This is a genomic window from Micromonospora xinjiangensis, from assembly GCF_056150165.1.
In genome coordinates this window covers 155,763-169,218 of sequence record NZ_JAXCFO010000003.1, presented here as the reverse complement: position 1 = coordinate 169,218, position 13,456 = coordinate 155,763, and the positions used below count along the sequence as shown (strand labels likewise).

Genomic DNA, 13,456 nt, shown 5'->3' with positions numbered 1-13,456 from the left:
TGATTCAAACAGGCCCAGGGTCCACGACGCGCCGGTCCACGCACGCGCCGGTCGGAGGGGCGCCGCTCAGGGACGGCGCCCCGGTCCGAGGGGCGCCGGTTCAGGGCCGCCGGGCGGCTGCGCGGGTGACGAGCGCGCTGAGGACCTGCCCGAAGTCCAGGCCGGCGGCCGCCACGGCGAGTGGCAGCAGCGACGTCTCGGTCATCCCCGGCGAGACGTTGACCTCCAGGACGTGCGGCTGCCCGGCGCCGTCCACGATGAGATCGACCCGGGACAGGTCCCGCAGACCCAGGGCGTGGTGCGCGGCCAAAGCGACGTCGGCCACGTGCTCCGCCACGGCCGGGTCGAGGCGGGCCGGCGAGTGCCAGGTGGTGCGACCGGCGGTGTAGCGGGCGGCGTAGTCGTACACCCCGTTGCGCGGCACGATCTCCACCGCGGGCAGCGCCTCCGGGCCGTCGCCGAGGTCGACGACCGAGACCGCCACGTCCATGCCCGGCACGTACCGCTCGACGAGCGCCGTCGAGCCGTACGCGAAGCAGCCCACCATCGCGGCGGGAAGCGCCGCCGCGTCCCGGACCACGGCGGCGCCCAGGCCGGAGCCGCCCTGCGCGGGCTTCACCATCAACGGCAGGCCGAGCCGGTCGACGATCCGGTCGAGCACGGCGACGGCCCCCAACTCGGAGAACCGGTCGTGCGGCAGGGCCACCCAGTCGGGGGTGGGGATTCCCGCCTCGCGAAGTACGGTCTTCGCCGACGGCTTGTCCCAAGCCAGCCGCGACGCCCGCGCGTCGCACCCCACGTACGGCACGTCGCAGAGGTCGAGCACACCCCGCAGCGAGCCGTCCTCGCCGGTCGCGCCGTGCAGGGCGATGACGACGGCGTCCGGTGGATCGGTGGCGATCGCCGGCAGCAGCGCCACGTCGGCGTCGCGAAGTTCGGCGTCCATGCCGACGGCCCGCAGCGCGTCGAGCACCCGGCGGCCGGAGCGTAGCGAGACGTCCCGCTCGTAGGAGAGCCCTCCGGCGAGCACCAGGACATGCAGGTCGGCGGGCTCGGTCAGCGCGGCGTCGGTCGTAGCCATGCCGGAATCATGCCAAGTCGGGACCCGGCACATCCGAACCGGCCCGGCCCCGGCGCGGGCCTTCGCCCCGCACCGCACCGAAGACCCGCCGCGTCGCGATCTCCTGCTCCATCACCCCGGCCAGACGGCGTACGCCCTCACGGATCCGCTCGGGCGGCGGGAAGCTGAAGTTCAGCCGCATGTTGCCGCCGCCGGAGCCGTCGGCGTAGAAGCCGGTGCCCGGCACGTAGGCGACCCGCGCCGCGACCGCGCGCGGCATCATCGCCTTCGAGTCGAGCCCGTCCGGCAGGGTGGCCCACACGAACAGCCCGCCACCGGGCCTGGTCCAGCTGGTGCCCTCCGGCATCAGGTCGGCGAGCGCGTCGAGCAGCGCATCCCGGCGCTCGCGGTAGACCTCCCGGTAGACCTTGAGCTGCTCCCGCCAGGGCATCGTGCCGAGGTACGTCGCGACGGCCGCCTGGGCGTATCCGCTGGGGCAGAGGATCTGGGCTTCGCTGGCGATGACCAGCTTGTCGCGGACGGCGTGCGGGGCCAGGATCCAGCCCACCCGCAGCCCGGGGGCGAAGGTCTTGGAGAAGGTGCCGAGGTAGAAGACCCCGTCCCGGCGACGGGCGCGCAGCGGCGCCGGCGCCTCACCCTCGAAGCCCAGTTGACCGTACGGGTCGTCCTCCACCACCAGCAGGCCCGCGCGTTCGCAGATGTCGAGGATCCGTTCGCGCCGCTCCTCGGTCAGCGTCACGCCGGTCGGGTTCTGGTAGGTGGGGATGGTGTAGAGGAACTTGACCCGACGACCCGCGCGGGCCAGGTCGGCGATGGTCGACTCCAACGCCTCCGGAAGCAGCCCGTCCTCGTCCATCGGCACGTGCACCACCTGGGCCTGGGCGGCCTGGAACACCCCGAGTGCGCCGACGTAGGTCGGCCCCTCGGCGAGCACCACGTCGCCCGGGTCGAGGAAGAGTCGGGCCACCAGGTCGAGCGCCTGCTGCCCGCCGACGGTGACCACCACGTCGTCCGGGGACGCGCCGCAGGCGGCGTCGATCCCGGAGAGCGCCATCACCTCGCAGATCCGCTCGCGCAGCTCCGGAGTGCCCTGCCCGATGCCGTACTGGAGGGTCGTGACACCCTCCTCGGCGCCGAGCCGCCCGAGCATCTCACCGACCGCGTCCAGCGGCAGCGCGGCGATGTAGGGGGCTCCGCCGGCCAGCGACACGACCTCCGGGCGACTCGCCACCGCGAAGAGGGCCCGGATCTCCGAGGCCGTCATGCCGCGGACCCGCCGGGCGTACCGGTCGGTGTAGTCGTCGAGCGTCGTGCCGGTCATGACATCACCTCGATCGCTGGAGGACGGGCTCCTGCCCCGCGCGTACCCCGGACACCGGCGACCATGGCGGCACGGGACGTCGATTTTCGATCCTAGACCCTTTTGCGCAGCTCAAGCGACGGACATGAGGTGCGTCCATATCGCGGACCGTCACCCGCCATGGTGACCCTACGCGCGTCCACTCCCGTACAACCGGACAGCGGCGTACGATCGCTCGTCGGGGGCAGGAAGGCGGCGCTGTCGTCCGGTGCCGGTCTCACCGCCGAGCCTAGTGTGGGGATGCGCCAATGTCGCGACGTCTGGTCAGCCTGACCCTGGACACCCTGGAGGACCTGCCCCGTTCCTGCCGGCAGTGCGTCTACTGGGAGCTCGACCCCGTCTCCGCCGACCGCGCCTGCGCGGCGGGTGACCCGGGGCTGGAGAAGGAGGCCTGGGTCTCCCAGACGCTGCTGGAGTGGGGGTCCTGCGGCAAGCTCGCCTACGTCGACGGCATGCCGGCCGGCTTCGTGATGTACGCCCCGCCCGCCTACGTCCCCCGCTCGATGGCCTTCCCCACCTCACCGGTGTCGGCGGACGCGGCGCTGCTGATGACCGCGAACGTGGTGCCGGCGTTCGCCGGTGGCGGGTTGGGGCGGATGCTCGTGCAGGGTGTCGCGCGGGATCTCACCAAGCGGGGGATCAAGGCGATCGAGGCGTTCGGCGACGCGAAGTTCGGCGACGCGGAGGAAGAGACCTCGCGGGCCTGTGTCGCCCCGGCCGATTTCTTCCTCTCCGTCGGGTTCAAGACCGTACGTCCGCATCCTCGCTTCCCGCGTCTCAGGCTGGAGTTGCGCACGGCGCTGAGCTGGAAGTCCGACGTCGAGTACGCGCTGGAGAAGTTGCTCGGCTCGATGAGCCCCGAGACCCTGCTCCGGCCGGTCCGTCCCGCACCGGCGACCCGCTCCACCACCAACTGACCGCACCGGCGTCGGCCGGCAGCCTCAGTCCGTCCCCGCGGCGACCACCGCACGCAGCTCGCTGACGTCGATCGAGCCGGTCGGCACGTCCCGCTCGATGGGGAAGTACATCCGCTGCACGGCGGCCACGATGGCCTCGACCACCCGGTCCCGGAAGCGGGGGTCGACGAGGCGGCCCCGGTCGGAGGGTGAGGTCAGGTAGCCGACCTCCACCCGCACCGCCGGCATCCGGGTCAGCCGGAGCAGGTCCCACGCCTTGGCGTGGGTGCCGCAGTCCCGCAGCCCGGTGCGCGCCACGATCTCCCGCTGCACCAGCCCCGCCAGGCGCTCACCGGTCGCCGAGGTGACCCCGTTGTCGGTGCCGTAGTGGTAGGTGGCCACCCCCTCGGCGTCGGGGTTGCGGTGGCCGTCGGTGTGCAGCGAGATGAACACGTCGGCGCCCAGAGCGTTCGCCAACTGCGCCCGGTCCGTGTCCGGCAGGCAGTCGCCGGGCGCCGGCCCCCGGGTGAGCTGGACCCGCACCCCGGACGCGGCGAGCCGGCCCTCCAGCCGGCTCGCCAGGTCGTGCACCAGGTCCGCCTCGGTCCAGCGCAGCGGGCCGTCCGGCACCACCACCCCGGGGTCGGTGCCGCCGTGGCCGGGGTCGACGACCACGGTCCGACCGACGAGCGTCGGGCCGGACTGCCGGATCGCGTCGGACTCGCGCAACCACTGCGGGCGGCCGCCGACGACCTTCCGGCCCAGCCGCCGCAGCGCGTTCATGGTGTGCGGCCCGCACGCGCCGTCCGGGGTCAGCCCGACCTCGCGCTGGAACTGGGCCACCGCCCGTGACGTACGGATGCCGTAGATGGCGTCCGCGCGGCCCGCGTCGTAGCCCATCTCCAGCAGACGCTCCTGCAACGAGCGGACGTCCTCACCGGTGAGTGGTTCGGGCACCGCGTGGTAGAGCGTCCGGGCGCCGAGCCGCCAACGGGCCGCCTCCAGCGCCCGCCAGGTCTCCGCGCCGACGCGGCCGTCCACACTCAGCCCCCGCGACTGCTGGAACGCGCGTACCGCCCGCTCGGTCGCGGCGTCGAACTCGTCGGCGCGCGGATCATCCGACTTGGCCAGCAGGTCGAGACCGGCCAGGACCGTACGGATCTCCGTGACCGCGGGTCCGCGGTCACCAGGACGGATCGGACGCACGCACGACCCCCTCTGCACGGATGCTGGCTGGCCGGGCGGCCCGTGCTTGAGGTTATGCGTTCCGGAGCGGCCAAGTGGCTCGGCCGGCGAAAAAACGCGACCCCGCACCCGGTGGGCCGGGCTGCGGGGTCGCGGTGTCAGCGCTGGTCAGAGCGCGGACTCGATGAGCTTCACCAGCTCACCCTTGGGCTTCGCGCCGGCGATGGACTGCACCGGCTCGCCGTTCTTGAAGACGGTCAGGGTCGGCACGGACATCACCCGGTAGTTCCGGGCGGTCTCCGGGTTCTCGTCGATGTTGAGCTTGACGATCGTGACCCGGTCACCCATCTCGCCGGCGATCTCCTCCAGCAGAGGCGACACCTTGCGGCACGGCCCGCACCACTCCGCCCAGAAGTCGACCAGCACCGGCTTGTCGGACTTCAGCACGTCGGTGGCGAAGCTCGCGTCGGTGACCGCCTTGGTTGTTCCCACTATGGCCCTCCTCCGGGTTGTTTCGGTTGTTCAGCCCTGCAGCGTGGCGATGAAGCGCTCGGCGTCGAGGGCGGCGGCGCAGCCCGTACCGGCGGCGGTGATCGCCTGCCGGTAGGTGTGGTCTACCAGGTCGCCGGCCGCGAACACACCCGGCACGCTGGTCCGGGTGCTGGGCGCCTGCACCTTCACGTACCCCTCGGCGTCGAGCTCGACCTGGCCGCGGAAGAGCTCACTGCGCGGGTCGTGGCCGATCGCCACGAAGACGCCGGTGACGTCGAGCACCTTGCTCTCGCCGGTGTGCACGTTGCGTACGCGGACGCCGGACACCTTGCCGTCGGCGCCGAGAATCTCCTCGACCACCGTGTTCCACTCGACCTTGATCTTGTCGTTGCTCAGCGCCCGGTCGGCCATGATCTTGCTGGCCCGGAACGAGTCACGCCGGTGGAGGATGGTGACCGAGTCGGCGAAGCGGGTGAGGAAGCTGGCCTCCTCCATCGCCGAGTCGCCACCGCCGACGACCACGATGTGCTGGTTGCGGAAGAAGAAGCCGTCACAGGTCGCACAGGACGAGACGCCGTGGCCGAGGTACTCCTGCTCGCCCGGCACGCCCAGCGGCCGCCAGGCGGAGCCGGTGGCGAGGATGACGGCGCGGGCCCGGTAGGCGGTGTCACCGACCCAGACGGTGTTCGTCGCGTGGGAGCCCGCGTCGCCCGTGTCGACCAGCTCGACCCGGGTCACGTCGTCGGTCAGGAACTCGGCGCCGAACCGCTCGGCCTGCTTACGCATGTTGTCCATCAGCTCGGGGCCGAGGATGCCGTCGGCGAAACCGGGGAAGTTCTCCACCTCGGTCGTCGTCATCAGGGCACCGCCGGACTGGACACCCTCGATGACGAGGGGCTTCAGGTTGGCCCGCGCGGCGTAGACCGCCGCGGTGTAGCCGGCCGGCCCGGAGCCGATGATGATCAGGTTGCGGACCTCGTCCACTGCCGTCTCCCGAGTTGTGAGTGTCCGGCATCGGCGCGCGCACCGATGCCGATCCGGGTGCCGACGCCTGGAGGGTGCCGGCAGCTACTTCCGAAACGTCATCGTACGAACCGGGAATTCCCGAGCCGGCCGTTCGGTGGGTCACGTCACGCGGGCGCCCGAACGCCCGGGTGACCGCTGATTCACCCTACCCGCGTGCGGTAGCGGGTGTCCGCGCCGGAGCCCGGCACACCGCACTCCGGGCCACTCGCCCAGGCCCAGCGGGCGCCCGTCGAGTCGGTGAACCGCACGATCAGCGCCTGCTCACCCTGGAAGGCGGCGTAGTCGACCAGATCCACGACGAGCCCGCCGCCCCCGTGCTCGGCGGAGATCTCCCGCAGGCAGGCGTCGAGCGCCGAGGGATCGGTAAGCCGGGCGAGCCGGTCCCGGCCGTCGGGTGCCGGCAGCCGCCCGCTCTTGGGGGTGTCCGCCTGGTCGCCCATCACCGGGTTCGGGGTCGAACGTCCGTCGAACGTGGCGGTCGCGCGCGCGGCACGGATCGTCTCCGGCGTGTAGTCCTGACCGCTGCGCATCGACGGGCCGGTGGTCCGCACCGGCGCGGCCGCGGCCTCGGGCGCGTTCACCGGTGCCTCGGCCGCCGTGTCGCTGGTGCCGGCGTCACGCCCCTCGTAGGCCGCCAACTGGGCCAGACCGAGCCCGGCGACCGCCGTGAAGACCGCCGCGAGCCCGACCGGAAGGGCCCGGCGGGTCCACGGGCGTCGCCGCCCCGGCCCGGTGGCCGAGCCCGGCGCCGATCGGGGGGCGCCGGCACCCGGCCGGCGTTGCCCACCCTGGGCGGGCACCTGCGGACCCCCGGCCCGGCCCGCTCCGGAGGCGTCGCGGACGCCCGCACCGACGGGGCCGTCGTCGAGCGTGCCGTCGGTGGCCCCATCGGCACCGGACCCGGCGCCGGTGGTGCCCTGGAGCACGGCGTCGTCGAGCCGGTCGTTCGAGTCGCCCGCGAGCGGGGACAGCGCGGCCAGGGCCGCCGAGATCCGGTCCGCGACGGCCGGCGGCATCTCGCCCACCGGCTCCGCCCACCGGGCCAGATCGTCCCGGACGGCCGCCAGCGCGGGGGCCAGCCGCGCGTACGCCTCGGCCCAGGCATCGTCCTCGGCGACCAGCCGGGCGACCACCGCCTGCTCCGGCGTACCGTCCAGCGCCCCGCCGAGGTAGTCGGCGAGCAGGTCGTGGTCGACCTCCCTGAACCCCCCGACCGTCACGAGTCCTCCTGCTTGGCGTCGCGCCGGGATCGCCCCGACCCTGATCCGACGCCCTCCGCCGGGCGTGGGTTCCCCGACGTGACCGGCGGCACGTCGGCGGAGTCCGACCGGGGGGCCGGCGCGCCTCCCGTGGGCGCCGCCGCGGCGCCCACGGCCGGGCGGAGATGACCCAGGAGCACCGCGAGGCGGGCACGCCCACGGGCGCAGCGGCTCTTCACCGTTCCCTCGGCCACGCCGAGGATCCGGGCCACCTCGGCGACCGGGTAGCCCTGTACGTCCACGAGGACGAGCGCGGCGCGCTGCTCCTCGGGCAGCGCCGCGAGGGCCTCGCGTACGACGAGTGCGGTGTCGTGGTCGCGTACCGGGGCGGCCGGCTCCACACCCCCGGTGGCCGACCCGCCGTCGGTGCGTACGCCGTCGGGCAGCGGCACCGTCGGGTGCGCCTGCCGTCGGCGGAGCCGGTCCAGGCAGGCGTTCACCACGATCCGGTGCAGCCAGGTGGTGACCGCCGAGTCGCCGCGGAACCGGGCCGCCGCCCGATGCGCGGAGAGCAGCGCGTCCTGGAGCGCGTCGGCCGCCTCCTCGCGGTCGCCCGTCGTCCGCACGGCCACCGCCCAGAGCCGGTCGCGGTGCCGCTGGAAGAGCTCGGCGAAGGCGTCCCGGTCACCGGCGACGTGAGCGCGCAGCAGCGCGAGGTCGCTGAGCGGGTCGGCCGGCCCGCCGGGCGGGCGGTTCCCGTGCTCGCCCATCACCACGTCCGGCGGAGGCGGTGCCCGGATCGCGGCGGCCCGCTCACGACCCCTGGACCGAGATTTCCTGGACGTCGATCTGGTAGCCGCGGCCGTTCGAGGGCAGCTCGCTGATCCAGAAGAGCAGGTAGCGGTACTTCTGGTCGGCGTTGAAACCGTCGAAGGTCATCCGGGTGCCGTCGTGCTGCTCGAGCGGCTGCCCGATCGGCGTCCTCTGGTAACCCTCGACCAGATCCTTGTCGCCCTTCGAGGTCGACTGGTGGGTGGTCGTGCCGGCGTAGAGCGCCGCGGTGGCGCCGACGGCGGAGAGCTCGACCTGCACCGACTTCACCGTGTGCGGCGCGCCGAGGTCGATCCAGACACCCATGCCCGACTTGAAATTGCCGAACTTGGCGGTGGTGTAGGTGTCGGTGCCCCAGCCCTTGTCCCGGTCACCGTCGATGATCTTGTCAGCACCGCCCAGCTCGTCGCGCTTCGTGCTGTCCGGGTCGATGATGCGGACGTCCTGGACGCGCAGCGGACCGGCGGCCGCCTGCGAGCTCGCCACGTCGGCGGGCGCGCTGGAGGTTGGCGCGGCGACCGGGTTGGTCCGCGGATCCTTGTCGTCGTCGCCGAACGCGCTGATGCCGACCAGCAGCGCGACCAGGGCGAACGCCAGCACCCCGGCGATGCCGATGGCGACCTTGCGACCGCCCGCGGCGGCCAGCGGCGACGGCTCCTCGCCGGTCTCGGCCGCGAAGCGCAGCGGGCCGGTGTTGTCGAGGAACTGGTCCTCGGCCGGGACGTCGAGCCGGGCCAGCTCGGCGGCGAGCACGTCCGACGACGGCGGCGCGATCTCCCCGTCGAGCAGGTCCATGGTGAGGTCGTCGAGGTAGGCCGGCACACCGGCCCGGATCTGGCGCGGGGCGGCGAGAGCGCCGGTGGCGTCGCGGACGGCGTCGGGAATGGCTGCCCGGCCGTGCCCCGCGGTGGCGCCGCGCAGCGGGGCCTCGGCGTGGGGCCAGTGACCGGTCAGCGCGAAGTAGAGGATCCCGCCGACCGCCCGGACGTCGCTCTCCTGGCTGTCGTCGCCGTCGGTGCGGGCGTCGGCCAGCACCACCCGGGCGTCGTCGGAGATCATCACGGTGCCGGGGTGCACGTTGCCGTGCACCATGCCGGTGGCGTGCACGGCGGCGAGGGCGCTGGCGACGGAGGCGCCGATCGCGGTCGCCCGGGCCGGATCCAGCGGGCCCTCGGTGACCAATTCGCGCAGGGACTCCCCGTCCACCCACTCGCGCACCACGTACGCCCGCTCGCCCTCGTCGATCGCGTCGTAGACGCCGACGAGGTTGGGGTGGATGACCCGGCTGGCCGCGACGGCGGCCTGGAGCATCTCGGTGGCGGAGTCGCCGCCCGGGTAGCGCAGCACGACCGCGACGGGACGACGGAGCACGACGTCGACGCCGCGCCAGACCAGCCGCCCGGCGCTGTCGTTGTTGATGTGCTCGACCAGCTCGTAACGCTCGGCGAGGACTTCACCGGCCGTGGGAGCACCGAAGGTCATGACCGGCGGAGCGCTCTCGTCCGCGTCCTGACCCTCGCCGACCTGGGTCACCCGTCCTCCCTCGGTGATCGTGTCGATCGATGGACCCGCGCTGCTGGGCATGTGGCTTCCCGCTCTGCCTTCGAAGGAACGGTCGATCGGTGACGACGCGGAGCGCCGGCGCCTGCCGTACCCGTCGAGAGCGACCTTACCCGGCTTGCCCGCCTCCCCGACATGTCATCTTCCCGCCCTACCCACCGGGGTGCCGCGGGTGGAGCGTTTCGTCCGGTCACGACCGTTGTCAGCCACGTTGCTGGCACATGTACTAGCCAATCTACGGGTTGGCCGCAAGAGGCCGCAGGAGGGGCTGGGCCCGGTGTGGCGGCCCCTCCACACCGCAACCTTCCCCCCGTACGGTGTCTCACGCTCAGCCGTACGGCTGGTTATCCACAGGCCGATCCGGTGGTTGGCCGGCGAATCGCGGAGTTATCCACAGACGCATCCCCAGCCTGGTGATCCACCGTCACGGACCGTACGGGTGGATAGGGGGTGGGTCAGCGGCCCAGCCGGCGACGGACCAACCCGACCACCTCGGTGATCTCGCCGATCTTCAGGACGGTGGCGAGACCGAGGTAGGTCCCGCCGATCGCCGCACCGCCGATCACCAGTTGGAGGAGGGCCTGGCCCCAGCTCGGCGTGTCGTCGCCTGGCAGGACGGCCATGACCAACAGGCCCACCAGCGCGGCGCCCAGCGCGGCGACCAGCACCCGGCCGAGGGTACGCATGATGTCGCCGAGGCCGATCCGGCCGACCCGTGGCCGCAGCAGCCACGCGGAGCCGATGGCCGCGGCCAGGTAGGAGACCGCGTTGCCGACCATCATGCCGGCCGCGGCGAAGTGCGCGGCGAAGGCGGCGAAGAGCACGATCTGCACGCCGATCCGCAGCGCCACCACCGGGATGTTGATCAGCGCCGGGGTGCGGGTGTCCGGCAGCGCGTAGAAGGCGAAGGTGAAGAGCTGGCTGATGGCGAACGGCACGAGGGCGAGCGCGGCGAGCAGCAGCACCAGCGAGGTGTCGGCCGCGTTCTCGTCGCTGAAGGCCCCGTAGCGGAAGAGCACCACCGACAGCGGGCCGGCCAGCACCGCGTAGCAGACCGCGATCGGGGCGAGCACGGCGGAGACCGTGCGCGTGCCCCGGGACAGGTCCGCGGCGAAGTCGGCGTAGCGGCCGTCGGCGGCCGCCGCGCTCATCCGGGGCATCAGCGCCGTGATGATCGAGACGGCGATGATGCCGTGCGCCATCATCAGCAGCAGGAACACGTTGTTGTAGATGAGCGCGCCGGCGTCGTCGTCACCCGCCCGGTTCAGCAGGTTGAACAGGACGATGAGGCCGACCTGGCTGACGGCGACGTAGCAGAACATCCAGGCGCCGAGCCGCCCCAGCTCGCGGAGGCCGAGCGCGCGGAAGTCGAACCGCAGCTTCCACCGGAACCCGACCTTGCGCAGCGCCGGCAGCAGGCCGGCGGCCTGGATCGCGACGCCGAGCAGGGTGCCGCCGCTGATGAGGACGATGCGACCGGCGGTCATCTGCTCGGGGCGGATGATCTCCGCACCGAAGATCGCGATGTAGAGACCGGCGGTGGCGATCACCACGATGTTGTTGAGGATCGGCGCCCACATCGGGGCGGCGAAGTGCCCGCGGGTGTTGAGCACCGCGCTGATCAGCGCGCTGAGGCCGGTGAAGAAGATCATCGGCAGCATCAGGAACGACAGGTGGGTGACCAGTTCCCGGTAGGCGTCGCCGCGGTTGTCGCTGGTGTAGAGCTGCGTCAGCAGCGGCGCCGCGGCCACCGCGATCAACGCGGCCGCCGCCAGGGTGACCACCGCGAGGGTGAGCAGCCGCTGCGCGTACGCCTGACCGCCGTCGGCGTCGGCCTTGCGCCGGCGCACGAGCACCGGGATCAGCACGCTGGTGAGGATGCCGCCGAGCAGGAACTCGTAGACCATCCCGGGCAGGATCTGCGCCGTGGTGTACGCGTCACCGACCAGCGCGCCGCCGAGCGCGGCGGTCAGCACGAGCGTACGGAGGAAACCGGTGCCCCGGCTCACCAGGCTGCCGATGGCCATCACGGCGCTGTTCGTGGCGGCGCTGGCCTCGGCGACCTGTTCCTGCGGCGGTGCCGTCGACTCGATCGACGGCTGGTTCAGCGGCTCGGCGGAGATGAAGGTCGCGCCGTCCGTCGGCGGCCGGGCACCCTCCGGCATGGCGTTCGCGCTGCGGTAGAGCCCGCCGCTCATGTTCCAGCCTCCCCGGATACCTCCGCCCGGGCGCCCGCCCGCACGTCACAGACCTTAGTCAACGCGAACCCGTTACCCGCGCCCGCCGCAGGTGATCCGCACCCGGCCCGATAGGCTGGCGATCCCATGTCCGAAGCCTCCGCACCGTACGCCGCCGACCGCCGCGAACTCACCGCCGCGCAGCGCAACGCCGTCGCCGAACTACTCCGGGTCTCGCCGGTCGCCGACGAGTTGGGCCGCCGGTTCGCCCGGGCCGGTCACGAGCTGCACCTCGTGGGCGGTTCGGTCCGGGACGCACTGCTCGGCCGGCTCGGCGAGGATCTCGACTTCTGCACCGACGCCCACCCGGACGAGACCCTGCGGATCGTCAAGGGCTGGGCAGAGGCGGTCTGGGAGACTGGCCGGGAGTTCGGCACCATCGGCGCCCAGCGCGACGGGCTGCGGCTGGAGATCACCACCTTCCGCGCCGAGTCGTACGACCAGGTCAGCCGCAACCCGGTGGTGGAGTACGGCACCAGCCTCGTCGAAGACCTGAAGCGGCGCGACTTCACGATCAACGCGATGGCCGTGAGCCTGCCGGAGCACCGGTTCACCGACCCGCACGGTGGGCTCGACGACCTCGCGGCCAAGGTGATCCGCACCCCCGCGACCCCCCACGAGTCGTTCCGCGACGACCCGCTGCGGATGCTCCGTGCGGCCCGGTTCGCCGCGCAGCTGCGCTTCGCCGTGCACCCGGACGTCCGTGCCGCCATGACCGCGATGGCCGCCGACCTGGACCGGATCACCGCCGAGCGGATCCGCGACGAGTTCACGAAGCTGCTCTGCGGCGCGGACCCGATCACCGGCCTGCGGCTGCTGGTCGACACCGGGCTGGCCGAGCGCTTCCTGCCGGAGCTGACCGGTCTGAAGCTGGAGATCGACGAGCACGCCCAGCACAAGGACGTCTACGAACACACGCTGACCGTGGTCAGCAACGCCGTCGGTTTCGAGGAGGAGGGCTGCGACTTCATCCTCCGCATGGCCGCGCTCATGCACGACGTGGGCAAGCCGGCCACCAAGGCGGTCGGGTCCGACGGCCGGGTCAGCTTCCACCACCACGAGGTGGTCGGCGCGCGGATGACCAAGGCCCGGATGAAGGCGCTGCGCTATCCGAAGGAGGTCACCGCCAAGGTCACCGCGCTGGTCGCGCTGCACCTGCGCTTCTACGGATACGGCCGGGGCGAGTGGACCGACTCCGCGGTACGCCGGTACGTCACCGACGCCGGCGACCTGCTGCCCCGGCTGCACAAGCTGACCCGGTCGGACTGCACCACCCGCAACCGGCGCAAGGCCGCTCAGCTGGCCGCGGACTACGACGCGCTGGAGGAGCGGATCGCCCGCATCGCGGCCGAGGAGGACCTGGCCCGGGTCCGCCCCGACCTGGACGGAAACGCCATCATGGAGCTGCTCGGCGTGCCGCCGGGGCCGATCGTGGGTCGCGCCTGGAAGTACCTCAAGGACCTGCGGCTGGAGCGCGGCCCGCTGGACCGCGAGGCCGCGGAGGCGGAGCTGCTCCGGTGGGCCCGCGACGAGGGCGTCATCGACTGAGGACGACACGCGAAGGGCGCCGCCCCGGCCGGGGACGGCGC

Annotated in this window: 11 protein-coding genes; 2 read left to right on the top strand and 9 right to left on the bottom strand. The window is 72.7% G+C overall.

Going from position 1 to position 13,456, the window contains the following annotated elements; genetic code table 11:
• Positions 1-100 precede the first annotated feature (100 nt).
• On the bottom strand, positions 101-1,081 hold the full coding sequence (locus SM573_RS12650) for a D-alanine--D-alanine ligase family protein (RefSeq protein WP_474613416.1): 981 nt from the start codon (positions 1,079-1,081) through the stop codon (positions 101-103).
• 7 nt (positions 1,082-1,088) lie between these two features.
• Positions 1,089-2,402 carry an aminotransferase-like domain-containing protein gene (locus SM573_RS12645; RefSeq protein WP_474616139.1) on the bottom strand — a complete coding sequence of 438 codons (1,314 nt, stop codon included), beginning with the start codon at positions 2,400-2,402 and terminating at the stop codon, positions 1,089-1,091.
• Positions 2,403-2,689: 287 nt separating this feature from the next.
• Here SM573_RS12645 and SM573_RS12640 point away from each other — a divergent pair, with 287 nt between their 5' ends.
• Positions 2,690-3,358, top strand: a complete 669-nt coding sequence (locus SM573_RS12640) for a GNAT family N-acetyltransferase (RefSeq protein WP_474613418.1) — start codon at positions 2,690-2,692, stop codon at positions 3,356-3,358.
• A 24-nt stretch (positions 3,359-3,382) separates the two neighbouring features.
• Here SM573_RS12640 and SM573_RS12635 read toward each other — a convergent pair whose 3' ends face one another.
• The 7 genes from SM573_RS12635 to murJ all read right to left on the bottom strand — a co-directional run bounded on the left by SM573_RS12635 (position 3,383) and on the right by murJ (position 11,828).
• Complete coding sequence (locus SM573_RS12635) at positions 3,383-4,543, bottom strand: N-acetylmuramoyl-L-alanine amidase (protein ID WP_474613419.1); 1,161 nt, start codon at positions 4,541-4,543, stop codon at positions 3,383-3,385.
• Between the two features lie 147 nt (positions 4,544-4,690).
• Positions 4,691-5,014, bottom strand: a complete 324-nt coding sequence (gene trxA / locus SM573_RS12630; RefSeq protein WP_474613420.1) for a thioredoxin — start codon at positions 5,012-5,014, stop codon at positions 4,691-4,693.
• 30 nt (positions 5,015-5,044) lie between these two features.
• A complete protein-coding gene (gene trxB, locus SM573_RS12625; RefSeq protein WP_474613421.1) occupies positions 5,045-5,998 on the bottom strand; it encodes a thioredoxin-disulfide reductase in 954 nt (317 codons plus the stop codon).
• Between the two features lie 182 nt (positions 5,999-6,180).
• Positions 6,181-7,260 (bottom strand): hypothetical protein, encoded by a 1,080-nt coding sequence (locus SM573_RS12620; RefSeq protein WP_474616138.1) that lies wholly within the window; start codon positions 7,258-7,260, stop codon positions 6,181-6,183.
• Positions 7,257-8,009 carry an RNA polymerase sigma factor SigM gene (sigM, locus tag SM573_RS12615; RefSeq protein WP_474613423.1) on the bottom strand — a complete coding sequence of 251 codons (753 nt, stop codon included), beginning with the start codon at positions 8,007-8,009 and terminating at the stop codon, positions 7,257-7,259. Before sigM ends, SM573_RS12620 begins: the two co-directional genes overlap by 4 nt.
• A 43-nt stretch (positions 8,010-8,052) precedes the next feature.
• Positions 8,053-9,654, bottom strand: a complete 1,602-nt coding sequence (locus SM573_RS12610; RefSeq protein ID WP_474613424.1) for a protein kinase family protein — start codon at positions 9,652-9,654, stop codon at positions 8,053-8,055.
• A 431-nt stretch (positions 9,655-10,085) separates the two neighbouring features.
• On the bottom strand, positions 10,086-11,828 hold the full coding sequence (murJ, locus tag SM573_RS12605) for a murein biosynthesis integral membrane protein MurJ (RefSeq protein WP_474616137.1): 1,743 nt from the start codon (positions 11,826-11,828) through the stop codon (positions 10,086-10,088).
• A gap of 126 nt (positions 11,829-11,954) precedes the next feature.
• Between murJ and SM573_RS12600 the strand changes: the two genes are divergently transcribed.
• On the top strand, positions 11,955-13,415 hold the full coding sequence (locus SM573_RS12600; protein WP_474613426.1) for a CCA tRNA nucleotidyltransferase: 1,461 nt from the start codon (positions 11,955-11,957) through the stop codon (positions 13,413-13,415).
• The last annotated feature ends 41 nt before the right edge of the window (positions 13,416-13,456 follow it).

What these genes read in the sequence shown, in the direction of transcription:
- SM573_RS12650 (WP_474613416.1), bottom strand. Translation starts at nt 1,081, where the DNA reads ATGGCTACGACCGACGCCGCGCTGACCGAGCCCGCCGACCTGCATGTC.
- SM573_RS12645 (WP_474616139.1), bottom strand. Translation starts at nt 2,402, where the DNA reads ATGACCGGCACGACGCTCGACGACTACACCGACCGGTACGCCCGGCGG.
- SM573_RS12640 (WP_474613418.1), top strand. Translation starts at nt 2,690, where the DNA reads ATGTCGCGACGTCTGGTCAGCCTGACCCTGGACACCCTGGAGGACCTG.
- sigM (WP_474613423.1), bottom strand. Translation starts at nt 8,009, where the DNA reads ATGGGCGAGCACGGGAACCGCCCGCCCGGCGGGCCGGCCGACCCGCTC.
- SM573_RS12610 (WP_474613424.1), bottom strand. Translation starts at nt 9,654, where the DNA reads ATGCCCAGCAGCGCGGGTCCATCGATCGACACGATCACCGAGGGAGGA.
- murJ (WP_474616137.1), bottom strand. Translation starts at nt 11,828, where the DNA reads ATGAGCGGCGGGCTCTACCGCAGCGCGAACGCCATGCCGGAGGGTGCC.
- SM573_RS12600 (WP_474613426.1), top strand. Translation starts at nt 11,955, where the DNA reads ATGTCCGAAGCCTCCGCACCGTACGCCGCCGACCGCCGCGAACTCACC.